This is a genomic window from Amycolatopsis sulphurea (assembly GCF_002564045.1).
Lineage (GTDB): Bacteria > Actinomycetota > Actinomycetes > Mycobacteriales > Pseudonocardiaceae > Amycolatopsis > Amycolatopsis sulphurea.
On the sequence record NZ_PDJK01000002.1, the window covers coordinates 3,587,689 to 3,611,095 of the forward strand.

The window sequence follows — 23,407 nt, forward strand, 5'->3', positions numbered from 1 at the left end:
CTGAGGACAATGGGCGGGGCCGGCGAAGCGGCACCACGTCCACGCATCGAGTATCCGCGACCCGCTCCGGCGGCGTGGAGCCGGGGGCGGCCAACCGCGGAAATGCCGGTCAGGACGGAATAATGGACCAGGAAAGGGCCGTTCGGACCATGGTGGGAGCCGACGAGCTGACGACAGAAGACCGCAAGCCCGGACTGCGTCTGATGGCGGTGCACGCGCACCCCGACGACGAGTCGAGCAAGGGCGCCGCGACGATGGCCCGCTACGTGGCCGAAGGGCACGACGTGATGGTCGTGACCTGCACCGGCGGTGAGGCGGGCAGCATCCTCAACCCGGCGATGGACCGGCCCGAGGTGCTGGCGAACATCACCGAGATCCGCCGCGAGGAGATGGCCCGCGCGGCCAAGATCCTCGGTGTGCGGCACCGCTGGCTGGGGTTCGTGGACTCCGGCCTGCCCGAGGGCGATCCGCTGCCCCCGCTGCCGGCCGGCTGCTTCGCGCTGACCCCGCTGGAGGAGTCCACCGAGGCACTGGTGCGGGTCATCCGCGAGTTCCGTCCGCACGTGATCACCACCTACGACGAGAACGGCGGGTACCCGCACCCGGATCACATCCGCACGCACGAGGTGTCCATGGCCGCGTTCGACGCGGCGGGCGACCCGGACCGCTTCCCGGACGCCGGTGAGCCCTGGCAGCCGCTCAAGCTGTACTACGGGCACGGCTTCTCGAAGCGCCGGATGGAGCTGTTCCACCAGGCCATGCTCGACGCGGGGATGGAGTCGCCGTTCACCGAGTGGCTGGCGAAGTGGGACGCCGGCCGCCCCGATGTGCTGGAGCGGGTGACCACGCAGATCGAGTGCGGGGAATACTTCGAGGTGCGGGACGAGGCGCTGAAGGCGCACGCCACGCAGATCGACCCGGACAGCCGCTGGTTCGCCTTGCCAGTGGACGTCCAGCGGAAGGTGTGGCCGACCGAGGAGTACGAGCTCAACCGCTCCCTGGTGGACAGCACGCTGCCGGAGGACGATCTGTTCACAGGCATCAAGGAGAAGGTGAGCCCATGAGTTTCGGTGTGCCGGCCGCGGCGGTCCTTCCGCTCACGGCGTCGGCCGTGGTACTGGCCCAGCAGCCGGGCAACGGGGACAACGGCGGGCAGGGGGAGGACTTCGGCAAGTCCTCCCCGGTCGGCCTGCTGCTGCTGATCCTGTTCCTGGTCGCGGTCGCGTTCCTGATCCGCTCGATGACCAAGCACCTCAAGCGGGTGCCGGCCAGCTTCGATCCGGCGGACGAGACTCCCGCGGCGGACCAGGCCGGAACACCGGCCGAACCACAGGATGCCGAGGCCGGCACACCGGAGAAGGACGCGACCGCGGGCCGGCAGACCGACTGACCCTCACCTCGGCGACTGTTCGCCCCCGGCCCCGTGCGGCCCTTACGGTGGGGGAGTGCGCAACTACCTGTCCACGGCGACCAGTCCGTATCTCCTCCAGCACGCCGGTAATCCGGTCGAGTGGCGGGAGTGGGGTAATGAGGCGCTGGCCGAGGCGCGGCGGCGCGGCGTGCCGATCCTGCTGTCGGTCGGGTACGCCGCCTGTCACTGGTGTCACGTCATGGCGCACGAGTCCTTCGAGGACGAGGGCACCGCGGCGCTGATGAACGCGCACTTCGTCAACATCAAGGTCGACCGCGAGGAACGGCCGGACATCGACGCGGTGTACATGGCCGCGACGCAGGCGATGACCGGGCAAGGCGGCTGGCCGATGACCTGCTTCCTGACGCCCGACGGCGAGCCTTTCCACTGTGGCACTTATTACCCGGCGACGCCGCGCCCGGGTATGCCCTCCTTCCGTCAGCTGCTCGTCGCGGTCACGGAGGCGTGGGAGGAGCGGCCGGATGACCTGCGGGCCGGCGCCAAGCAGATCGTCGATCACCTTGCCGAGCAGAGCGGGCCGCTCCAGGAATCGGTCGTGGACGGCGCGGTACTGGTCGATGCAGTCGCGAAGCTGGGCGAAGAAGCGGACCCGGTGCACGGCGGTTTCGGCACCGCGCCGAAGTTCCCGCCGTCGATGGTGCTGGAGTTCCTGCTGCGCCATCACGAACGCACCGGTTCGGCCGGCGCTCTCGTGCTGGCCGAAGCGGCCACCGAGGCGATGGCGCGCGGCGGTATCCACGATCAGCTGGCCGGTGGTTTCGCGCGGTACTCCGTCGACGCCAAGTGGATCGTGCCGCACTTCGAGAAGATGTTGTACGACAACGCTTTGCTGCTCCGTTGCTATGCGCACCTCGCGCGGCGCGGCTCGGTCTCCGCGCTGCGCGTCGCCGATGCGATCGTTCGTTTCCTCGAGGTCGACCTTCGCACCGCGCAGGGCGGCTTCGCGGCTTCGCTCGACGCGGACACCGAAGGCGTCGAAGGGCTGACCTACGTGTGGACGCCGGAGCAGCTGCGCGAAGTACTCGGCGACGAGGACGGTGCGTGGGCGGCCGAGCTGTTCGGCGTCACGGCTTCGGGCACGTTCGAGAACGGCGCCTCCACATTGCAGCTGAGAACGGACCCCGACGATTACGCACGCTTCGAACGCGTACGGCAGGCGCTGCTCGCCGTACGCGCGACCCGGCCGCAGCCGGCTCGGGACGACAAGGTGGTGGCGGCCTGGAATGGCCTCGCGATCGGCGCGCTCGCCGAGGCTGGCCTGGCGTTGGATCGGCCGCAGTGGATCGGCCTGGCGCGGGCCGCGGCCCAGTTGCTCCTCGACGTGCACCTGGTCGACGGCCGGCTTCGGCGGACTTCGCGGGACGGCGTGGTCGGTTCGCCCACCGGGGTGCTTGAGGACTATGCCTGCCTGGCCGACGGTCTGCTCAGCCTGCACCAGGCGACCGGTGAACCGCGTTGGCTCGCAGACGCGACCGGGCTGCTGGACGTCGCGCTCGCCCGGTTCGCGTCGGAGAAGGCGCCGGGCGCGTACTACGACACTGCGGATGATGCCGAAGCCTTGGTGCAGCGGCCGTCCGATCCGACTGACAACGCGAGCCCGTCGGGTGCCTCGGCGCTGGCCGGTGCGCTGCTCACTGCGTCCGCGTTGGCCGGTCCGGAGAAGGCCGCTGGATACCGGGAAGCCGCTGAAGCCGCGTTGCGCCGCGTCGGGCTGCTCGCGGCGCGTGTACCGCGCTTCGCGGGGCACTGGCTCTCCGTGGCCGAAGCGGCGCAATCGGGACCGGTACAGGTCGCCGTTGTCGGCGACGACGGCGGTGCGCTGCTCTCGACGGCGGCGCGGAACGTGCACGGCGGCGGGATCGTGCTCGGCGGTGCCCCGGACGAGCCCGGTGTGCCGCTTCTCGCCGACCGCCCACTCGTCGACGGCCGAGCGGCTGCGTACGTCTGCCGCGGGTACGTGTGCGCGCGGCCGGTGACGACGGCCGGCGAGCTGATCGCCCAGCTCTGAGAGCCTGTTGGTGGATGGTGTGGCCGGGATGTGAGCGTGGCGTGAGGGCATGAAGGTGGGGCTTCTGGTAGATCGAGAAGTACCACCAACTTGATCACCAGAAGCCCCGGGATGTCTGTCTACCGTGTCGAGGCCGCGCAGGCCAGTTGCGGCGTGTCCGGTTGCGCGTGTCGTGACCGGACACGGCGTTATCCGTCCGATCTGACCGATGAGCAGTGGGAGGTGCTGGAACCAGAAGCGCGGGCGGTCATGGCCGAGCTGCGCAAGAGCCCTGCCGGGGCGCCGATGCGCCATGACCTGCGGGCGGTGCTGGACGCGATCGGCTATCTGACCCGTTACGGCATCGAGTGGCGGGCGCTGCCGGTCGATTTTCCGCCCTGGGAGGCGGTGTACGCGTTCTTCCAGCGGTGGAGTGAACGGGGACTGCCGCACCGGCTGGCCGGCCGGCTGCGGGGACGCATCCGGATCGCGTGCGGCCGGTCCGAACTGCCGACCGCGGCGGTCATCGACGCTCAGACCGTGCGCGGCGCCGACACCGTGACCGCCGAAAGCTGCGGTTACGACGCGGGGAAGAAGACCAAGGGCCGCAAGCGAAATATCGCCACCGATTGCCTCGGGCTCGTGTTGATGGTCACCATTGCCTCCGCCGGCATGCAAGACCGCGACACCGCGTATCGCCTGCTGGCGTTGCTGCGCGAACGCTTCTCCACCATCACCCTGGTCTGGGCCGACGGCGGCTACGCCGGACGCCTCGTCGTGTGGGCCAAAGCCGTACTGCGCCTGACGATCACCATCGTCAAACGCAGCGACGACACGAAGGGCTTCGTGGTGCTGCCCCGCAGATGGGTGGCAGAGCGGACGTTCGGCTGGCTGATCCGCCACCGGCGCCTGGTCCGAGACTACGAACGCCGACCAGAACACCACGAAGCCATGGTGTGGTGGGCCACCGTCGCGATCATGACCCGCCGCCTGACCCGAGAACTAGCCCACACCCCTCCCGCACCACGCTGGGGCAAGACCAGACCACCCGCCCCGACCCCAGCCTGACCATCCACCAACAGGCTCTGAGATTCCGCCCCTGGTGAACACGGTCCACCGGGCCGGTGATCCGGCGTAACTTTGAAAGCGATGTAATCATGTAATCGCGGAGGCGAGCAGCATGTTCAGGCATTTCGAGGCGGTGGCACAGATGAGGCGAGACTGGGCAGGCCGGCGGCAGCAGAGCGAGATCCCGCCGGCGGACGACGCGGCCGCGTGGTTCGGCGGACGGCTGCCGGAAGGCTGGTTCACCGGTGACCCCGAGGTCACCGTGGACCGCGACGAGATCGTGGTGGTGGGTGAGCTGCCGGCGCCGACCGGCGAGTACGCCGACGATGCGGCTCGCGCGGCCGCGGAGGACGGCCGGATCAGCCGGTTCCGCGAAGAGACCCGTGACGAGCGCATCGACATCGCCCGGCAGGCCGAGCACCGCTACCAGCGCAAAGTGGCCTGGGGTGCGCGGATCGGCGGGACGAAGGTGTTGTTCACCACGCTGTCCGCGCCGGTGATGACCCGCTTGCGGCAGCCGGAGCGGCTGGTGCTGGACACCCTGGTCGACGCGGGCGTGGCCCGTTCCCGCTCGGAGGCGCTGGCCTGGGCGGTCCGCACGGTGGGCGAACACGCGGACACCTGGCTGGCCGAGCTGCGGGAGGCACTGACCAAGGTGGACGATCTGCGGGCGAAGGGGCCGGACCTCGGCTGAGTCCGGTTTGGACGGTCGTGCGGGCGTGGGGAATCGCGCTCGCACCACCGTCTTCGGGGTCCGCCGCTGCACGCGAAACACGCTGGATTGGGGGACCGCCGCAATCACCCGCGACGCGCCCGTTTCGCAGGAATGGTCAGGGCTGTTCCAGCGCCCGTTCGATCGCGCGGCGCGCCCGCCCGCCCACCGCCGGATCGTGCTCCAGCTGCATGGCTGCGTTCAATGCGAGCCCGGCGGCGATGATCTCGAACAACGGCGCCGTCGTCGATGCCCCGCACCTTCAGCCGCCCAGCCCGCTACCCGCCGCACTCGGGGTCCCGGCAAAGTTGGTCGGGGACCCGGCAGCGGGCGATGCGGACGTGTGTGCGACCACCTCGTGGCGTGCGCCGGACCGGTTCCGGGTCTGTGAAGGGCCCCTTCACAGACCTCCACACCCCCGGCTACACCGAAGTCCCCCCGCCCGGAACCGGAATTCCACACCCACGCCGGGCAACGCGCATGCGTACTACCCGTAGGAACCTGGCTGGATTTGACGCCCTGATCCGCACCTATGCGTACATTGCCAGCCAAATCGCAATATAATGCGAAGCCGCCGCCAGCACCGTGCAGGCATGAAAAAACTCGTGATACCCAAAGGTCTCCGGCCAATGATTAGGCCACTTCACCGCGTAAAAGACCGCCCCCATCGTATAAAACAGTCCCCCGACGCACAGCAGCACCAACGCGGCAACCCCGGCATTCCGCTCCAGTTCCGGAAGCACGAAAACCGCAACCCAGCCCAGGGCGATATAGATCGGCACCCCGAGCCAGCGCGGCGCGTGTGGCCACAGCATCTTCATCGTCACGCCCAGTGCCGCCCCGCCCCAGACGATGCCCAGCACCACGTACCCGGTCGGCTTGGACATGGCCAGCAGTGTGAACGGCGTGTAAGTGCCGGCGATGAACAAAAAGATCATCGAATGATCGGCGCGCTTCATCCACATGTACGCGCGGGGGCTCCACAGGCGCCGGTGGTAAAGCGCACTCACCCCGAATACGCCGAGCACGGTCAGCCCGTACACCGATGTCGCGAGCGCGGCGACGGCGGATACGGTCGAGGCGGCGAGGCTGATCAATGCGGCTGCGCCGGCGGCGGCGCCGAAGAAAGACCACGAGTGGATGTGGCCGCGCAGTCGCGGCCGGGTGTCGGCGGGGACTGGTGGGGGTTCGGTCGTCACACTCACCGGGCCCAGGCTACGGGACCGTAAGTTTTTCGCTAGCCCCCGTGGCGCGTCACACTCGGATGCCGGGGGTGCGTACGCTCAGCCGACGTGAGCCTTCGGTCTTTCCTGTCCGACGTCGTGTACAGCATCTATGGTCGCCGCCTGATCCAGCAGGCGGGCGGCAAGCATCCGCGGCACATCGCCATCATGCTCGACGGAAACCGCAGGTGGGCGCGAGAGGCGGGGTTCGCCAACGTGGCCGACGGGCACCGGGCCGGCGCGCAGAAGATCTCCGCCTTCCTCAGCTGGTGCCGGGAGGCCGAGGTCGAGGTCGTCACCATGTGGCTGCTGTCCACCGACAACCTCAACCGCGATCCGGACGAACTCACTCCGCTGCTGAAAATCATCACCGATGTCACCGACAACCTGTCGGAACCCGGTGTGCCCTGGCGGTTACGCATTGTCGGCGCGCTCGACCTGCTGCCGGTCGAAGTGGCGAAGAAACTCACTGAAGCGGCAGAACGTACTTCGGACCGCGTGGGCATGGAGGTGAACATCGCGGTCGGTTACGGCGGGCGGCAGGAGATCGCCGACGCCGTGCGCAAGCTGCTGCTGCAGCAGGCCGACGAGGGCACCTCGATTCGCGAGCTGGCGAAAATCCTCGACGTGGACCACATCTCCGAGCATCTGTACACCTCCGGTCAGCCAGATCCGGATTTGATCATCCGAACTTCCGGTGAACAACGGCTTTCCGGATTCCTGCTGTGGCAGTCGGCGCATTCGGAATTCTGGTTCACCGAGGCGTATTGGCCGGCCTTCCGGCGGGTCGACTTCCTGCGCGCGATGCGTGACTACGCCTGGCGGCATCGCCGGTTCGGCGCCTGAGACATGGCGAAGGGCCCCGGAGCGCCTGGCTCCGGGGCCCTTTCCGGACCGGGGTTTCCCCAGGGCCGTCGGCAAAGTCGGTGTGGAGGGCCCTGCGCAGCTGCGGAGGGCTGTGAAGGGCCCCTTCACGGACTCTGGGTCCGTGAAGGGGCCCTTCACGGACCCGAAACCGGTCGGGCAGCCACGGCTCTCTCTGCTGATCACGGGCCCTCGACCAACTTTGCCGGGACCTTGGGGGTCTCCCGGTCAGTGGCCGTGGTGCTCCAGCGAGTGGAGGATCAGGGCCGGCGTCGTGGCGATACCGGTGTAGGCGCCCGCGACCAGCGAGGCGGCGCCGTAGCCCAGTGCGCCGCCGCCTTCGATGAAGGTGGCGTACGCGTCACCGAACGTGGGGTCGGGGGTGCCGGTCGCATGCGCCGGCGAGGCGAACGCCGTGCCGCCGATCATCAGCAGACCCGCGGCGGCACCGGCGACGATTCCAGCCTTCTTCAGCACTTCGCACACTCCTTGGTTGAGATAACTGGATCCGGGACACCGAGCGTTCCGGTGGATACGTCCCGCGGTCAGAAAATTACCCGGATACCGTCGACCGTGAATGTCCCGTGCCCCCATTGTGTGAGGCCTGATCGTGGGGTTTCACTCGGTCCGGTTCACTCCCCCGTGTGGGAAATGCAGTCCGGGCGGTCCCGTGGTACAAGCTGTTTCCCGGAAATTTTCATGCGCACGGTGAGCATTTCTTGGAATTCACGCCAATGCGTTACCCCTCGATCGAGCCACCTGGTCACGCTGGGTGCCGATCGCCTGCCGTGCGTGTCGGCCCACTGACGGTGAGGTGACGAATCGGCGAATCACCTGTGTGGCTGCCTGCACGATCCGGCGGACGTGGGTACCTTCCGGAGGTGAGGGCCCGCGTTCCGTGCGGGTTCTCGCGGGAGGCCCTGGTCGTGGCGTTGATCGAGGGGGCGGCGAAGCCGTCCACACGATGCACGAGGGGGCCGGCACCCGGCCCCCGTGGCCGCGTGCCCTGACGCATCCGGCGTCGGGGAGTGCGGACCGCCGGGGAGGTGCCCGGCCCAGCGAGTGCGGGCGTGGGGTGCACACGCCCTCGAGGGAGATGCCGTCGTGACTGCGCAGCGTTCACCCCGCAAGGCCTCTGGCCGTTCTTCGACCGGCGCCCTGGCGCCGGAGAAAGCCTCGATCTCGCCCGAATCCCCGCGTTGCACCTATGTGCTGGACACGTCGGTGCTGCTGTCCGACCCGTGGGCGGTCACCCGGTTCGCCGAACACGCCGTGGTGCTGCCGCTGGTCGTCATCAGTGAACTGGAGGCCAAGCGCCACCACCCGGAGCTGGGCTGGTTCGCCCGGGAGTCGCTCCGCATGCTCGACGACCTGCGCCGCCGGTACGGCCGGCTGGACGCACCGGTCCCGGTCGGGGAGGAGGGCGGCACACTCCAGGTGGAGCTGAACCACACGGACCCGTCGGTGCTCCCGGTGGGCTTCCGGACCGACTCCAACGACCATCGCATCCTTGCGTGCGCCCTCAATCTGGCCACCGAGCGTGCGTCGGTCACCCTGGTGACGAAGGACATCCCGCTGCGGGTCAAGGCCGGTTCGGTCGGTCTCGTCGCGGACGAGTACCGCGCGCAGGAGGTCACCCCCTCGGGCTGGACCGGCATGGCGGACTCGGACGCGCCACAGGAGATGATCGACGCGCTGTTCGCGGGCGGTTTGGTGGATCCGGCCGAGTTCGGCCTCGCCGAGCTGGGTGAGCTGCCCTGCCACACCGGGTTGCGGCTGCTCGCGGGCAGCTCCAGCGCACTCGCCCGGATCACCGCCGACAAGCGCGCCCGGCTGGTCCGCGGCGACCGCGAGGCATTCGGCCTGCACGGCCGTTCGGCCGAACAGCGCGTGGCGCTGGACCTGCTGCTCGACTCCGACATCGGCATCGTCTCCCTCGGCGGCCGGGCCGGTACGGGGAAGTCGGCGCTCGCGCTGTGCGCGGGCCTGGAGGCGGTGATGGAACGCCAGCAGCACCGCAAGGTCGTGGTGTTCCGCCCGGTCTACGCGGTCGGCGGCCAGGAGCTGGGGTACCTGCCCGGTTCCGAGAGCGAGAAGATGCAGCCGTGGGCGCAGGCGGTGTTCGACACCCTGGGCGCGTTGGTCAGCCAGGACGTGCTGGACGAGGTGTTCGACCGCGGCATGCTGGAGGTCCTCCCGCTGACTCACATCCGCGGCCGCTCACTGCACGATTCGTTCGTGATCGTGGACGAGGCGCAGTCCCTGGAACGCAACGTGCTGCTGACGGTGCTTTCCCGGCTCGGTACCGCGTCCCGCGTCGTCCTCACCCACGACGTGGCCCAGCGGGACAACCTCCGCGTCGGCCGCCACGACGGCGTCTCGGCGGTGATCGAGAAACTGAAGGGGCACCCGCTGTTCGCACACGTGACCCTGACCCGCTCCGAACGCTCGCCGATCGCCGCCCTCGTCACCGAAATGCTCGAAGACCACGGCTGAGTCCCCCCCCTCTGACGTAAAGCTGTGAAGGGGCCCTTCACGGACTCTGAGTCCGTGAAGGGCCCCTTCACAGCTTTTGCCCGGGGTTACCAGCCGGAGGGGAGGGGGCGGCCCTCGGCGAAGCCGGCGGCGGACTGGACCCCCAGTACGGCGCGCGCGTGGAATTCCTCCAGCGTCCGCGCGCCCGTGTAGGTGCAGGAGGAACGCACGCCCGAGCAGATCGAGTCGAGCAGGTCCTCCACGCCGGGCCGGATAGGGTCGAGGGCCATGCGGGACGACGAGATGCCCTCCTCGAACAACCCCTTTCGTGCCCGGTCGAAGCCGTTGTCCGTGCGGGTACGGGCGCCGACGGCGCGCTTCGACGCCATGCCGAACGATTCCTTGTACGGGCGGCCCTGTTCGTCGTAGCGCAGGTCGCCGGGGGATTCGTGGGTGCCGGCGAACCAAGAGCCGACCATGGCCGCGGAGGCGCCCGCGGCGAGTGCCAGCGCGACGTCGCGCGGGTGCCGGACGCCGCCGTCGGCCCAGACGTGTTTGCCCAGTTCGCGGGCGGCGGCTGCGCACTCGGCGACGGCGGAGAACTGCGGGCGGCCGACGCCGGTCATCATGCGCGTGGTGCACATCGCACCGGGGCCGACGCCGACCTTGACCACGTCCGCGCCGGCCTGGATCAGGTCGCGGGTGCCTTCGGCGGTGACCACGTTCCCCGCCACCACCGGCACCTTCGGCGACACCGACCGGACCGCCTTCAACGCGGCGATCATCTTCTCCTGGTGCCCGTGCGCGGTGTCGACCACCAGCACGTCGATGCCGGCCGCAAGCACCGCTTCGGCCTTGCTCGCGACGTCGCCGTTCACTCCGATGGCGGCAGCGACGCGCAGCAGGCCTTCGGCGTCGGCGGCCGGGGTGTAGATGTCCGCGCGCAACGCGCCGACGCCGGTCAGCACGCCGGCGAGGCGGCCATCGGCGTCGAGACCCAGCGCGAGCCGGGCGCCGTGTGCGTGCAGCTGCTCGAAGACTTCCCGCGGTGGCGTGTCGAGCGGCACGGCGACCATCGCGGGCTCGGCAATGTCGGCCAGCCGCGCGAAGCGGTCGACGCCGGCGCAGGCAGCTTCGTCAACGATGCCCACCGGCTTGCCGTCGCCGTCGACGACGACGACTGCGCCGTGTGCCCGCTTGTGCACGAGGTTGAGCGCGTCCGCCACGGCATCGCCGCCGGTCAGCACCAGCGGCGTGTCCCACACCGCGTGCCGGCTCTTCACCCACGCGACGATCTCGGTGACCGCCGCCGTGTCCACGTCCTGCGGCAGCACCACCAGCCCGCCGCGGCGGGCGACCGTCTCGGCCATCCGCCGCCCGGCGACGGCGGTCATGTTCGCCACCACCACGGGGATCGTCCCGCCGGTGCCGTCCACAGTGGACAAGTCGACGTCGAACCGGGACTCGACGTCCGAACGGTTCGGCAGCAGGAACACGTCGTCGTAGGTCAGGTCGTGAGCGGGCACGTGCCCATCCAGAAAGCGCACGATTTCCCAGGTTACGTGCCTTGTACGCGCGACGCGAGCTCAGCGCGGACCATGGGAGAATGGGTGCCGTGAACAGCCGCGACCGCGACGAGACGGGCCGTGCGCGCAACGCCCGCCCGCGCGACGGCCTCGGCCGGCCCCTGCCCTACGGGGCGGAGGGCGTGGCCCGGCAGCCGGAGGGTGTGCTGCGCACGCCGCAGCAGACCCTGACCGAAGCGCAGCAGCTCCTCGACGCCGGCCGCCCGTTCCACGCGCACGAGGTCTTCGAGGACGCGTGGAAGGCGACCGACGGTCCCGAACGCGAGCTGTGGCGCGGCCTGGCCCAGCTGGCGGTGGGCATGACACATGCCTTGCGCGGCAACGGCAACGGCGCGGCCGCGCTCCTCGAACGCGGCGCGGAGAGCATCGCGCCGTACCGCGATGCGCCTCCGCACGGGATCGACGTGCCCGGCCTGCTGACCTGGGCGCGAACGCTGGTCGTGGAGGTGAAGGGCCGGGTACGGGCGGAGCCTGCCAGCCCTCGGCTGACTCGCTAGGGGCCGTGCTCGATTTGCTGCCAGCAAAGGCTGTGAAGGGTCCCTTCACGGACTCTGAGTCCGTGAAGGGACCCTTCACAGCCCCGCGGTGGGGTTCAGGCCGCCGGCCAGCCGCTCGAAGCCGCCTTCTCCGCGCCGACCGTGGTGCCCTCGCCGTGGCCGGTGCGGACGATCGTGTCGTCGGGGAGGGAGAACAGGCGTTCCCGGATGGACTTCACTATGGTCGGGTAGTCGGAGTAGGAGCGGCCGGTGGCGCCGGGTCCGCCGCAGAACAGCGTGTCGCCAGTGAACAGCACGCCGAGGTCGGGGCTGTGCAAGCAGACCGCGCCGGGGGCGTGGCCAGGGGTGTGCAGCACGGTGAGGCCGGTGCCGGCGACGGTGATCCGCTGCCCGTCGGCCAGGTCGCCGTCCGGGGCGCGGTCCGGGTGGGTGAGGTCCCAGACGACGCGGTCGGCGGGGTGCAGCAGGATCGGCGCGCCGGTGCGCTTTGCGAGCTCGGGGGCGGCGTTGATGTGGTCGTTGTGCGCGTGGGTGCACACGATCGCGCGGACCGTGCGGTCGCCGACCACGTCCGCGATGGCGTCCGCGTCGTGGGCCGCGTCGAGCACGATCACTTCGGCGTCGTCGCCGATGATCCAGACGTTGTTGTCCACGTCCCAGGTGCCGCCGTCGAGCTCGAATACGCCCGACGTGACCAAGTTCTGCACTATCGCCGTCATAGCGCAGACCCTAACGGCCACCGGGTGCCCCGCCGAGCTGCCAGTATTATCTACTTCCAAGTAGACTTACTCATGGTAAGTTAGCCCCGGCGACGGGATCGCCGATGACAGTCACCCGGGAACTGCTGGCCGAACCGCTGAAGCTGCGTTGCGGCGCCGTGCTGCCGCATCGCCTCGCGAAATCGGCGCTGAGCGAGCAGCTCGGCGACGCCCGAACTTGCTTCGCTCTACCGAACCTGGGCACGCGGTGGCGCCGGGCTTCTGGTGACCGGCAACGTGATGGTCGACCCGGCCGCGCTCGGCGAACCGCGCAACGGCGCCGCGCCGACCGTGCCGGATGCTGCGGCGTACCGGCCGTGGCACAGGCGGTGGAGGGCACGGACGCGCAGCTTTGGGTGCAGCCCAACCATCCTGGCCGGCAAAGTCCGCGATACCTTTCACGGCAACCGGTCGCGCCGTCCGCGGTGCCGTTCGGCAATCGTGGTGTGAGCACTGCGTTCGCGGAGCCCCGTGCGCTCACCGGTAGCGAGATCGAGCGCATTGTGGCGCGGTTTGCGTTGTCGGCAAAGGCTTTCGTGGAAGCCGGGTTCGCCGGGGGTGCAGCTGCACGGCGCGCACGGTTACCTGATCTCGCAGTTCCTGTCCCCGCTGGTGAACCGTCGTGGCGACGAATGGGGGCGGGACCGTAGCCGGTTCCTGCTCGAAGTGGTGCGCGCGGTGCGGGCCGCGGTGGGGGACCGGGTGCCGGTCTCGGTGAAGCTGAACAGCGCCGATTTCCAGCGTGGTGGTTTCAGTGAGGACGAGTCCCTGCGCGTGGTCCGGGCACTCGACGAGGCGGGTATCGACCTGCTGGAGATCTCCGGCGGCACGTACGAAAAGGCTGTGATGATGGGCGTCGCCCGTGAGAGCACCGCGCGTCGGGAAGCGTATTTCCTGGACTATGCGGCGAAAGCGCGCCAGATCAGTGACGTCGCGCTGATGGTGACCGGTGGGTTCACGACCGCGGCCGGGATGGCTGAGGCGTTGGATTCGGGTGCGGTGGATGTGATCGGGCTCGGACGTCCGTACACTGTGGACCCAAGGCTGCCTGCCCGGTTGTTGTCCGGTGTGGATGTGCGTGCGGAGCGTCGGTGTCCGCGGCCGGGGATTCGGCTTGCCGATCCGCTCAATGCGTTCCGCCGGGTCCGCGGCTGATCGTGGTGTCGTCACCGGCGGGCCGGACGCTTGGTTCACGGCCCGCCGGCGACGGGGTCATCGGCGATTTACCTTTCAGTGCAGGGCATTCACCAGCGATGGGACGAACACCAAAGCGTCCACGGTGCCCCAGCCGCTGGCGATGTCGAACCCTGGGGCGGCCTTGAAGCCGGTCACGCCGTCCTGGCTGTTGTCGCCCTCGGTCACGTCGATGACGCCCGCGGCGGTGCCGGACGGGCCCAGCTTCGTGTACAGCGCCGGGTTGATCTGGCCGAGCCGCCCGTGATTGGCCTGCACGGCCAGCGCCAGCACGCCCGCGAACAGCGGCGCCGACTGCGAGGTGCCCTGGACACCTTCCATGCTGATGTCCGGGAAGGAACGCATCTTACTGCCGGTGATCTCCTTGACGCCGTTCTGCCAGGACGGCCGCGCGTACGCCTTGGACAGGCCCGCGCCTTCACTGAAGCCGTTTTTCTCGGCGGTCACCAGGTCGTCCGGCTTCGTGCGGTTGCCCTTCGCATCCAGGTGCAGCTGGGTTCCGCCGAGCGTGGTGACCCGCGGATCGCTGGCCGGCCAGCTGGCCACGCGGTACGGGTAGTTGCCAGGGCCTTGCAGGTAAGCGCCGGTCGGGCCGTCGTCGCCGGACGAGGCGACCATCGTGACGCCCGCGCGGGTCGCCCGGTCCAGCGCCGGGTCCAGCGTCTTGATCGAGGAGAACGAGGGGAAGTTCTCCTCCGTGGTGCCGAAGCTCATCGAGATCACGTCGGCGATCCGGTGCTGGGCAAGGTAATCCACCGCGTGCATCATCTCCGGCAACCCGGTGAAGCCCTGGGTCTCGGCGATCGGGGTGGCCGCGACGACGATCTTCGCGTTCGGCGCCATCGCGTGCATCATCGTGACATCGAGGTCGGTTTCCCCGCCCCACGACTGGCATTCCGAGGTGTTCACACCGGGGTCGGTGCAGGCCGGTACAGGGCCGGAGGGCTGCAGTATCTCGACGTTCGCCGGGGGCAGGCCGTGCTTCTGCGAGTACTGGTCGAGTACCTCCTTGACCTTGTCGTCCCCGAACGAGACGAGCGTGGCCACCGTGCTGCCCGCGCCGGTGATGCCTTCGTTCCACAGCTTCGTGGCCTGATACGCCGTGCTTTCCTTGGGTAGCGCGGACATCGCGGCTTCGAGCTTCGCGACCCGGTCCGGCACGGTGGTGGCGCCGACGAACGACTTCGCCGCGGCGGAGAAGTGGTGCCCGGTGGGCGGTTTCGGCGGCGCGGCGTTCGCCGCCGCGGCGCCTGCGGCGAGTGAGGTGCCGGCCAGCGCCACCCCCGCCAGCAGAACCATCGGGCGGCGGAACCCGCGGACCACGGGCCGAACCCGGAACGTCATGCTCATCTCCCCTTCGCCGGAAGAGTCTCCTCCTACTCTCGGCCAACCGACCGGTGCGACGACATCGACTTTCGTCGGGCATTTCCCCGGAATCGGCACTGATCCCGGAGAATTGCCCGGATTGCGGTCATTCCGCGCGATCGCCGCGCAGCAGCGAGCGCACCGTGTCCAGGGTGTCCGCCTCGGCGGGTTCCTTGTCGGGGCGGTAGCGCACGACGCGCGCGAACCGCAACGCCAGCCCGCCCGGGTACCGCGTGCTCACCTGAGCGCCGTCCAGCTCGATCTCCACCACCAGCTCCGGCCGGACGTGCACGGTCCAGCGGTCGCGGTGCGTCTCGATCTCCTGGAACCGCTCGGTCTGCCAGGCCAGCAGCTCGTCGGTGAGGCCCTTGAACGTCTTGCCCACCATGATCGGCGGCCCGCCGTCCGGGTCCCGCGCGCCGAGGTGCAGATTGGACAGCTTGCCGGTGCGCCGCCCGTGCCCCCATTCCGCGGCGAGCACCACCAGATCGATGGTGTGCACCGGTTTCACCTTGAGCCAGGCCCGTCCGCGCCGCCCGGCCGCATACCCGGAGTCCAGATCCTTGATCATCACGCCTTCATGCCCGGCCGCCATCGCCGCGTCGAGTACCGCGGCCGGATCGGGTGGGCGCAGCTCGCCCGGGATCACGTGCGGACCGGCTACTCGTCGCAGCGCCGAGTTGCGCTCGGACAGCGGCGCGTCCAGCAGGTCCACTCCGTCGAGATGCAGGCAGTCGAAGAAGTACGGCCGCAGCAGCAATGCCCGCACCTGTTCCTCGCGGGTGCTGCCGAACCGGCTCATCGTCTCCTGGAACGGCCGCGGCCTGCCGTCGTCGCTGAGCGCCAGCGTTTCCCCGTCCAGCACCACGGATTCGCACGGCAGTGCCCGCACCAGCTCGACCAGCTCGTCCACACTGGACGTAATCTCCCGCAGAGTGCGCGTGTACACGTGTACCCGTGCGCCCTCGCGATGCACCTGGATCCGCGCACCGTCCATTTTGTACTCGATCAGCGCGTGGGCGTGTTCGGCCACGGCCTCTTCCAGCGATTCCGCGGGCGAGGCCAGCATCGGCCGCACCGGACGGCCGAGTGCCAGCCGGAACCCGGCGAGCGCCGCGGCCCCGCCGGTCAGCGCCGCCTGCCCGGTGACCGGCAGCTTCCCGGACAGCATGAACGCCCGCCGGACCTGGTCGAGCCCCACCTCCGCGGCCACCGCGATGGCGTCGACCATCACCCCCTCCAGCGCGCCCTGCCGCAGCTCCCCGGTGATCAACCGGACGACGAACTCCTGCTCGGCAGTGGTGAGCCGGATGAACAACGCGCCGAGCACCTCCGCCCGCCGCTTCACCGAACCGGCCCCGGCGGCCGCCGCGACCTCCGACAGCGCCGCGTCCACCTCGGCCACCTCGACACTGGGCTCGGCCGCCGGCCCGACGGCGAGGTCGGCGAGCGTGCGCCAGCCCGCGCCGAGACGGTCCTGCGCGGTCTGCCCGGTGAGATAGGCGATCACCGCGGGCAGCTCGGCGGCCGCGGCAGCCCGCAGCACCCCGGCCAGTACGGCGATCTTCGCCTTCCTGGACCGGGTGGCCGCCAGCTCGGCGGAGGCGGTGACGAGGTCGGTCAGCAGCACCCGACCATGATGACCCCGGGCACCGAAAAAAACCGGCTCAAGCGTCCGGACGGGTGCAATACGCGTCCAGCATCCCCTGTTTCGTGACGCACGGGGTGTAGCCCTCGTCCTGCAGCTCCGCCCGTGCGGTGGTGCTTTGGCCTTAGGTGTCGCATGTGGACGGTGGGGCTGGAACCAGCGGAGTCACCGCCCGCCGTGCGCCATCCGCAGCACGTCGAGAGCTTCGTCCAGCTGTGCTTCGGTGAGCATGCCGTCCTTCACGAACCCACGCTCGATGACGACCTCGCGAATCGTCTTCAGCTCCTTGAGCGCCTGCTTCGCGACCGCTGCGGCAGCTTCGTAACCGATGTACTTGTTCAGCGGCGTAACGATCGAAGGCGACCCTTCGGCGTACTGCCGTGCACGGTCGACGTTCGCGATCACCCCGGCGAACACCTTGTCCGCCAACAGCCGCGAGACGGCCGCGAGCAGCCGTGCGGACTCAAGGACGTTGCGCGCGATCACCGGCAGGTTCACGTTGAGCTGGAAGTTGCCCGCGGCGCCGGCGAAGGCGACCGCCGCGTCGTTGCCGATGACCTGCGCCACCACCTGCAGCGTCGCCTCCGGGATGACCGGGTTGACTTTGCCCGGCATGATCGACGAACCCGGCTGCAGATCCGGCAGCGCCAGCTCGGCCAGCCCGGTGCGCGGCCCGGACCCCAGCCAGCGGAGGTCGTTGGCGATCTTGTTCAGCGACACCGCGATCGTCCGCAGCTGCCCGGAGGTCTCCACCACGCCGTCCTGCGTCGCCTGCGCCTCGAAGTGGTTGCGAGCTTCGACGAGCGGCAGCCCGGTCAGCTTCGCCAGCTCGGCGGACACGGCGGCGCCGAAGCCCTCCGGCGCGTTCAGCCCGGACCCGACCGCGGTCCCGCCGATCGGCAGCTCGCCCAGCCGCGGCAGGCCCGACCGTAGCCGCTCGATGCCGAACCGGATCTGCGCCGCCCACGCGCCCGCCTCCTGGCCGAGCGTGATCGGGACCGCGTCCATCAGGTGCGTGCGCCCGGACTTGACCACGTCCTGCCACTCCCGCGCGCGCGCCTCGATCGCGCCCGCGAGGTGCTCCAGCGCCGGGATCACGTCGGTCAGCACGGCCTCGGTAGCGGCCACGTGGATGGTGGCCGGGAAGGTGTCGTTCGACGACTGCGACGCGTTGACGTGGTCGTTCGGGTGCACGTCGCGGCCGAGTGCGCGGGTGGCGAGGGTGGCGATGACCTCGTTCGCGTTCATGTTCGACGAGGTGCCGGAACCGGTTTGGAACACGTCGATCGGGAAGTGCGCGTCGTGCTTTCCTTCGGCCACTTCGCCGGCGGCTGCGGCGATCGCGTCAGCGACTTCGGCGTCCAGCACGCCCAGCTGCTTGTTCACCCTGGCAGCAGCCGCTTTCACCAGGCCGAGCGCGCGGATCTGCGCCCGCTCCAGACCGCGGCCGGAGATCGGGAAGTTCTCCACCGCACGCTGCGTCTGCGCGCGGTAGAGCGCGTCGACCGGGACGCGGACCTCGCCCATCGTGTCGTGTTCGATCCGGAATTCCTGTTCAGCCATACCCCGATTCTGGCCCCGAATCGGCGCGACGGCGTGGTGGCGTCGCCCACCCCAGGTACCGCACCGGGTCCATCTCCGCCTTCCTCCCCTCCGCCGCCCTCAACCGAGTGGCGTTGCCACACTGGCTATTCTCAATGTGTTCTCGATCACCGCCACCCCACCACTGGCTGGAGCGAGCTTCATGGATTCGTACGACATCGTGGTCATCGGCGCCGGACCCACCGGCCTGTTCGCCGCCTACTACGCGGGATTCCGCGGCCTGTCCATGGCCGTGCTCGACTCGCTGCCCGAACCGGGCGGCCAGATCACCGCGATGTACCCGGAGAAGATGATCTACGACGTCGGCGGGTTCCCGGCCATCCGCGGCCGGGATCTGGTGCAGGGCCTGGTCGAGCAGGCTGAGCCGTGGCATCCGGTCTATCTGCTGGGGCGCAAGGCGGAGAAGCTGGAAAGCGTCGACGGCGGGGTGGAGCTGACTCTCGACGGCGGCGAGACCCTGCGCGCGGGCGCCGTGCTGATCACTGCGGGCATCGGTGAGTTCACCCCGCGCCCGCTGCCCGCCGGAGACGGCTGGCTCGGCCGCGGCATGGTGCACTTCGTGCCGTCGCTGGCCGCGCACGCCGGGCAGCACGTGGTCGTGGTCGGCGGCGGTGATTCCGCTTTCGACTGGTGCCTCGCGCTGCATCCGGTCGCGGCGAGCGTGACGCTGGTGCATCGCCGCGCGAAGTTCCGTGCGGCCGAGTCGATCGTGCGGCAGGTACGCGAGCTGGGCGTCCGCCTGGTCACCGACGCCGAGGTGACCCGTTTCGTGGCCGCGCCAGGCGGCGAGCTGACTGCTGTCGACGTCGCGGTGAAGGGCGGCGAAGCGGAACAGCTGCGCGCGGACGCCGTGGTCGCGGCGCTCGGTTTTACCGCCGACCTCGGCCCGATCGAAAGCTGGGGACTGGAAATCGACCACCGGGCGATTTCCGTCGATTCGACCATGGCGACCGCCCGCCCGCGGGTCTACGCAGCCGGTGATGTCGCCGCGTACCCGGGCAAGGTCAAGCTGATCGCCACCGGATTCGGCGAAGCCGCCACCGCGGTCAACAACATCGCCGTGGCCCTGAATCCGGAGGCGCACCTGTTCCCGGGCCATTCGAGCAACGTGGAGTGAGTCAGCCCGTCTTCTCCGCGATCCACGGCTGGTGCGCGACCACCGAAGTGGCGATGGACGGCGCCGTCGCGCAGGTCGCCGAGCCGTTGCCCGGCCGGCTGACCAGCCCGACCAGCACCCAGCGGTCACCGTCGCGCGCCAGCTCCGGGCCACCGGAATCGCCGTAGCACGAGCCCGCTTTGCCGTCCGCGTTGTCGGTGCACAGCTCGGTGGTGCCGTCGAAGGTGGAGGTGCACTTCGCACCGTCGACCAGCTTCGTGTCGAGTTGCTGCAATGACGAGGCGAGCGGGCCGCATTCCGGTGTCGCGCAGGTCTGGCCCCAGCCGAGCAGCCGCACGGCCGTGCCGGGGCCGGCGGTGCCGCCGATCGGGACCGGGGCGGCCTTCACCGGCTTGGCCAGCCGGACCAGCCCGAGATCCCCGGTCCGGTTGGCCGCGTTGAAGTGCGGGTTCAGCACGAACTCGGCCGCCTCCGGCTTTTCCCCGCCTTTCCCGGCTTCGTTCGTGCCGACCCGCAGCTGGATCGTCTCGGGCCGCTCGCGGGACAGGCAGTGCGCCGCGGTGACCACCCAGGTCGGCGTGACCAGCGAACCCGCGCAGTACAGCGTGTCGTCCGAGGTGTGCAGCGAAACGGCGTACGGATACGGCTGATCCGCCGCCGTGCCACCGACGATCACCGAGCCCGCGGTCGCGCTGCCCGTGCTGAGCGCCATACCGGCGACGACGGCGGACAACAGGGTGAGCAACCGTTTCGGCACCAGGGACGCTCCTTGCAGCTCTAGGGAAGTGGCGGGGCCGTGCTGTCTTCCTCGTCGAGTTCGAGGTTGCCGTCGAAGTTGATGGACGAGTACGCCCGCAGCTTCTCCAGCCGGTGGTAACCGTCGATCATTCTGACTGTGCCGGACTTGGACCGCATGACGATCGACTGGGTCGTCGCGCCGCCGGCGCGGTAATGCACGCCGCGCAGCAGGTCGCCGTCGGTCACGCCGGTGGCGCAGAAGAACGTGTTGTCCCCGCGTACGAGGTCGTCGGTGAGCAGGATCCGGTCCAGATCGTGGCCCGCGGCCAGTGCCTTCTCGCGCTCCGCGTCGTCCTTCGGCCAGAGCTTGCCCTGCAGCTCGCCGCCGAGGCACTTCATCGCACAGGCGGCGATGATGCCCTCGGGCGTCCCGCCGATGCCCAGCAGCAGGTCCACGCCGGTGGCCGGGCGGGCCGCGGCGATCGCGCCCGCCACGTCCCCGTCGGAGATGAACCGGATCCGGGCGCCCGCCTCGCGGATCTCCTTGACCAGCCGCTCGTGCCGCGGCCGGTCGAGCACGCACACCGTCACGTCGCTGACGCTGGAGTTCTTCGCCTTGGCCACCCGGCGGATGTTCTCCGCGACCGGCGCGGCGATGTCCACCTTGCCCGCCGCGTCCGGGCCGACCGCGAGCTTCTCCATGTAGAACACCGCGGAGGGGTCGAACATCGCGCCACGCTCGGCGACCGCGAGCACGGCCAGCGCGTTCGGCATGCCCTTGGCCATCAGCGTGGTGCCGTCGACCGGGTCGACCGCGACATCGCAGTCCGGGCCGTCGCCGTTGCCGACCTCCTCGCCGTTGAACAGCATCGGCGCTTCGTCCTTCTCGCCCTCGCCGATCACGACGACGCCCCGCATCGAGACGGTGGAGACGAGCTGGCGCATCGCGTCGACGGCCGCCCCGTCGCCACCGATCTTGTCGCCGCGGCCGACCCATCGGCCGGCCGCCATGGCGGCCGCCTCGGTCACGCGAACCAGTTCCATGGCAAGGTTGCGATCGGGCGCTTCACCGCGGCGTGGGTCACTGGCTGTGGTCATACGGGCCTCCGGGATCACAGTTGCTCAGCGGATGACCAGTCTGTCAGATGACCGTGCGGCCTGACCGATTCAGTTGCGCATGGTGCAGGTCACTCTGTGTCGTCATCCTCGACGGAGGACAGCGCCGCCTCGATCCGCTCGCGCGCGCCTTCCAGATGCCGCTCGCACACCTTCGCGAGCCGCTCGCCCTTCTCCCACAGCTCAAGCGACTGCTCCAGGGACAGCCCGCCCGCTTCGAGCCGTTTGACGACCTCCACGAGCTGATCGCGGGCCTGCTCATAGCCGAGGGCGGCGGTTTCGCCGGCTGATTCGCTCACGCTGGACGTTCTCCGACCTTCCGGTGCACGGGGCTGTGCGCGCAGACTACCGCGCTGGCCATCGCGTGGTCGTAGCCGACGAAAGCGAGGGCGAACTCCTGCCCGTCACCGTCCGCGATCGCGTCTTCGAGGTTCTCCTGCGCCCTGGCCACCCGGCGCCGGTGCCCGGTCCCTTCGGCCACCCACCAGCGTGCCCCGACCTGTTCCGAGGTCGCCTCGGAAAGCCGGCGCAGCTGCGGGGCGAGCCCGCGGCGCGCGGCCGTGCCACAGCCGGCGAGCAGCGCCGTCCAGCATTCGTCCGCCGCGCGGTCGGTGGCCAGGGCCTGCCGCAGCAGGGGACCGGCGCCGAGCCGGACCGCGGCGTCCACGGTGAGCGGGAGGAACGCCGGTGCCCGGTGCGTCACGGTCTGTCCCCTTCCGTGGTCTTCTCGTTCGTGTTCGTTCCGTTCGTGGCTTCGACGGATTCGGCTACTGCGTGCACTGCTCCGTCGGCGACCCGTACCCGCAGCTGCGCGCCGTCCCGAATTTGGGAGACGGACCGCAGTACCTGAAGGTTGCCCGCCGAATCGGTGAACTGGGCGACGGCGTAGCCGCGGGCCATGGTGGCCGCCGGTCCGAGCGCGGTGAGCTTGCCGCGGGCGCCGGCCACCTCGGCCTGATCCTTGGCGAGCAGCCCGAGCATCGCGCGCCGTCCGCGTTCGCGGTGCAGCTCGACGTCTTCGAGCCGGCGCTGGACCGGCCCCAGCGGATCGGCCAGCGACGGACGGCTGCGCAGCTGGCTGAGCAGCCGGGTCTCCCGATCCACCCACCCGTGCAGCGCCCGGCGCCCGCGGTCGCGCATCTGCCGCACGCGGGCGCTCTCCTCGCGGACGTCGGGCACAATGCGTTTGCTCGCGTCGGTCGGCGTGGAACAACGCAGGTCGGCGACGTGGTCGAGCAGGGGGGTGTCCGGCTCGTGCCCGATCGCGCTGACGATCGGCGTGCCCGCGGCCGCCACCGCCCGGCACAACGCCTCGTCGGAGAACGGCAGCAGATCCTCCACGCTGCCCCCGCCACGGGCCAGCACGATCACGTCCACCTCGGGGTCTTTGTCCAGAGTGGACAGTGCGCGGAGGATCTGCGGCACGGCCTGCGGTCCCTGCACCGCGGTGTTGATCACCTTGAACAGCACATGCGGCCACCGCGCCTGCGCGTTCGCCAAGACGTCCCGCTCGGCCGCCGATGCCCGTCCCGTGATCAGCCCAATTCCCTGGGGCAGGAACGGAATCGGCCGCTTCCGCTCGGCCGCGAACAGCCCTTCCGCGGCAAGCAGCTTGCGCAACCGCTCGATCCGCGCCAGCAGCTCCCCGATGCCGACCGCCCGGATCCGGTCGGCGCGCAGGCTGAGCGTGCCCCGCCCGAAGAAGTACGTGGGCTTCGCGTGCACGACGACGCGATCCCCTTCGCGCAGCGGCGTTTCCAGCTCCCGCACCAGCCAGATCGGGCAGGTGACCGACATCGACACGTCCGCGGCCGGATCGCGCAACGTGAGGAAGGCCGTCTGCGTCCCCGGGCGCGCGTTGATCTGCGTGACCTGCCCCTCGACCCACACCTCCCCGAGCCGGTGGATCCAGTCCCCGATCTTGCGCGCGACGGTGCGCACCGGCCAGGGCTGCTCCGCGCTGGTGGCCGGTTCGGTGCTCATTCCGCCTCCGGGGCGTCTGGGTGCTCACGGGCTGGGTGTGAC

Annotated in this window: 22 protein-coding genes; 10 read left to right on the top strand and 12 right to left on the bottom strand. The window is 69.9% G+C overall.

The window, feature by feature from the left end; all coding sequences use genetic code 11:
* Positions 1-149: 149 nt before the first annotated feature.
* The 5 genes from mca (at position 150) to ATK36_RS22575 (ending at position 5,181) form a co-directional block, all read left to right on the top strand.
* Complete coding sequence (gene mca / locus ATK36_RS22555; RefSeq protein WP_098513322.1) at positions 150-1,064, top strand: mycothiol conjugate amidase Mca; 915 nt, start codon at positions 150-152, stop codon at positions 1,062-1,064.
* A complete protein-coding gene (locus ATK36_RS22560) occupies positions 1,061-1,390 on the top strand; it encodes a hypothetical protein (RefSeq protein WP_098513323.1) in 330 nt (109 codons plus the stop codon). The genes mca and ATK36_RS22560 overlap by 4 nt, the downstream gene beginning before the upstream one ends.
* A 55-nt stretch (positions 1,391-1,445) precedes the next feature.
* A complete protein-coding gene (locus ATK36_RS22565; protein ID WP_245915010.1) occupies positions 1,446-3,440 on the top strand; it encodes a thioredoxin domain-containing protein in 1,995 nt (664 codons plus the stop codon).
* A 111-nt stretch (positions 3,441-3,551) separates the two neighbouring features.
* On the top strand, positions 3,552-4,487 hold the full coding sequence (locus ATK36_RS22570) for an IS5 family transposase (protein WP_211291933.1): 936 nt from the start codon (positions 3,552-3,554) through the stop codon (positions 4,485-4,487).
* Between the two features lie 142 nt (positions 4,488-4,629).
* The gene (locus tag ATK36_RS22575; protein WP_098515103.1) at positions 4,630-5,181 is read left to right on the top strand and encodes a hypothetical protein; all 552 of its coding nucleotides are present in this window, start codon (positions 4,630-4,632) and stop codon (positions 5,179-5,181) included.
* Between the two features lie 548 nt (positions 5,182-5,729).
* On the opposite strand, the gene trhA is transcribed toward ATK36_RS22575, so the two are convergent.
* On the bottom strand, positions 5,730-6,404 hold the full coding sequence (trhA, locus tag ATK36_RS22585; protein WP_211291934.1) for a PAQR family membrane homeostasis protein TrhA: 675 nt from the start codon (positions 6,402-6,404) through the stop codon (positions 5,730-5,732).
* Between the two features lie 87 nt (positions 6,405-6,491).
* Here trhA and ATK36_RS22590 point away from each other — a divergent pair, with 87 nt between their 5' ends.
* Positions 6,492-7,268: an isoprenyl transferase gene (locus ATK36_RS22590; protein ID WP_170069854.1), complete on the top strand. Its 777-nt coding sequence runs from the start codon at positions 6,492-6,494 to the stop codon at positions 7,266-7,268.
* A gap of 246 nt (positions 7,269-7,514) precedes the next feature.
* On the opposite strand, the gene ATK36_RS22595 is transcribed toward ATK36_RS22590, so the two are convergent.
* Entirely contained in the window at positions 7,515-7,763 is a 249-nt protein-coding gene (locus ATK36_RS22595; RefSeq protein ID WP_098513325.1) for a hypothetical protein, read from the bottom strand.
* A gap of 681 nt (positions 7,764-8,444) precedes the next feature.
* Here ATK36_RS22595 and phoH2 point away from each other — a divergent pair.
* The gene (phoH2, locus tag ATK36_RS22600) at positions 8,445-9,782 is read left to right on the top strand and encodes an RNA 5'-3' helicase PhoH2 (protein WP_098515106.1); all 1,338 of its coding nucleotides are present in this window, start codon (positions 8,445-8,447) and stop codon (positions 9,780-9,782) included.
* Between the two features lie 86 nt (positions 9,783-9,868).
* Here phoH2 and guaB1 read toward each other — a convergent pair whose 3' ends face one another.
* Complete coding sequence (gene guaB1 / locus ATK36_RS22605) at positions 9,869-11,308, bottom strand: GMP reductase (RefSeq protein WP_098513326.1); 1,440 nt, start codon at positions 11,306-11,308, stop codon at positions 9,869-9,871.
* A 68-nt stretch (positions 11,309-11,376) separates the two neighbouring features.
* On the opposite strand from guaB1, the gene ATK36_RS22610 reads away from it, so the two are divergent.
* A complete protein-coding gene (locus ATK36_RS22610; RefSeq protein WP_098515107.1) occupies positions 11,377-11,844 on the top strand; it encodes a DUF309 domain-containing protein in 468 nt (155 codons plus the stop codon).
* Positions 11,845-11,939: 95 nt separating this feature from the next.
* Here ATK36_RS22610 and ATK36_RS22615 read toward each other — a convergent pair whose 3' ends face one another.
* The gene (locus ATK36_RS22615) at positions 11,940-12,563 is read right to left on the bottom strand and encodes an MBL fold metallo-hydrolase (protein WP_098513327.1); all 624 of its coding nucleotides are present in this window, start codon (positions 12,561-12,563) and stop codon (positions 11,940-11,942) included.
* A gap of 597 nt (positions 12,564-13,160) precedes the next feature.
* On the opposite strand from ATK36_RS22615, the gene ATK36_RS34265 reads away from it, so the two are divergent.
* Positions 13,161-13,757, top strand: a complete 597-nt coding sequence (locus tag ATK36_RS34265) for an oxidoreductase (protein WP_281259081.1) — start codon at positions 13,161-13,163, stop codon at positions 13,755-13,757.
* Positions 13,758-13,832: 75 nt separating this feature from the next.
* Here the strand turns inward: ATK36_RS34265 and ATK36_RS22625 are convergent, their stop codons facing one another.
* The 3 genes from ATK36_RS22625 to ATK36_RS22635 all read right to left on the bottom strand — a co-directional run bounded on the left by ATK36_RS22625 (position 13,833) and on the right by ATK36_RS22635 (position 18,372).
* Positions 13,833-15,140: a S53 family peptidase gene (locus ATK36_RS22625; RefSeq protein WP_245915016.1), complete on the bottom strand. Its 1,308-nt coding sequence runs from the start codon at positions 15,138-15,140 to the stop codon at positions 13,833-13,835.
* A gap of 127 nt (positions 15,141-15,267) precedes the next feature.
* A complete protein-coding gene (locus ATK36_RS22630; RefSeq protein WP_098513328.1) occupies positions 15,268-16,791 on the bottom strand; it encodes an ATP-dependent DNA ligase in 1,524 nt (507 codons plus the stop codon).
* Positions 16,792-16,974: 183 nt separating this feature from the next.
* Positions 16,975-18,372 carry a class II fumarate hydratase gene (locus ATK36_RS22635; protein ID WP_098513329.1) on the bottom strand — a complete coding sequence of 466 codons (1,398 nt, stop codon included), beginning with the start codon at positions 18,370-18,372 and terminating at the stop codon, positions 16,975-16,977.
* A gap of 181 nt (positions 18,373-18,553) precedes the next feature.
* On the opposite strand from ATK36_RS22635, the gene ATK36_RS22640 reads away from it, so the two are divergent.
* Positions 18,554-19,528 carry an NAD(P)/FAD-dependent oxidoreductase gene (locus ATK36_RS22640; protein ID WP_170069856.1) on the top strand — a complete coding sequence of 325 codons (975 nt, stop codon included), beginning with the start codon at positions 18,554-18,556 and terminating at the stop codon, positions 19,526-19,528.
* A 1-nt stretch (position 19,529) separates the two neighbouring features.
* On the opposite strand, the gene ATK36_RS22645 is transcribed toward ATK36_RS22640, so the two are convergent.
* The 5 genes from ATK36_RS22645 to xseA all read right to left on the bottom strand — a co-directional run bounded on the left by ATK36_RS22645 (position 19,530) and on the right by xseA (position 23,365).
* Entirely contained in the window at positions 19,530-20,285 is a 756-nt protein-coding gene (locus tag ATK36_RS22645; RefSeq protein ID WP_098513330.1) for a S1 family peptidase, read from the bottom strand.
* Positions 20,286-20,305: 20 nt separating this feature from the next.
* Positions 20,306-21,364 carry a class II fructose-bisphosphatase gene (gene glpX / locus ATK36_RS22650; RefSeq protein ID WP_170069857.1) on the bottom strand — a complete coding sequence of 353 codons (1,059 nt, stop codon included), beginning with the start codon at positions 21,362-21,364 and terminating at the stop codon, positions 20,306-20,308.
* An 89-nt stretch (positions 21,365-21,453) separates the two neighbouring features.
* A complete protein-coding gene (locus ATK36_RS22655) occupies positions 21,454-21,681 on the bottom strand; it encodes an exodeoxyribonuclease VII small subunit (protein WP_098513332.1) in 228 nt (75 codons plus the stop codon).
* The gene (locus ATK36_RS22660; protein ID WP_098513333.1) at positions 21,678-22,085 is read right to left on the bottom strand and encodes a hypothetical protein; all 408 of its coding nucleotides are present in this window, start codon (positions 22,083-22,085) and stop codon (positions 21,678-21,680) included. Before ATK36_RS22660 ends, ATK36_RS22655 begins: the two co-directional genes overlap by 4 nt.
* Complete coding sequence (gene xseA, locus ATK36_RS22665; RefSeq protein WP_098513334.1) at positions 22,082-23,365, bottom strand: exodeoxyribonuclease VII large subunit; 1,284 nt, start codon at positions 23,363-23,365, stop codon at positions 22,082-22,084. The genes ATK36_RS22660 and xseA overlap by 4 nt, the downstream gene beginning before the upstream one ends.
* Positions 23,366-23,407 lie beyond the last annotated feature (42 nt).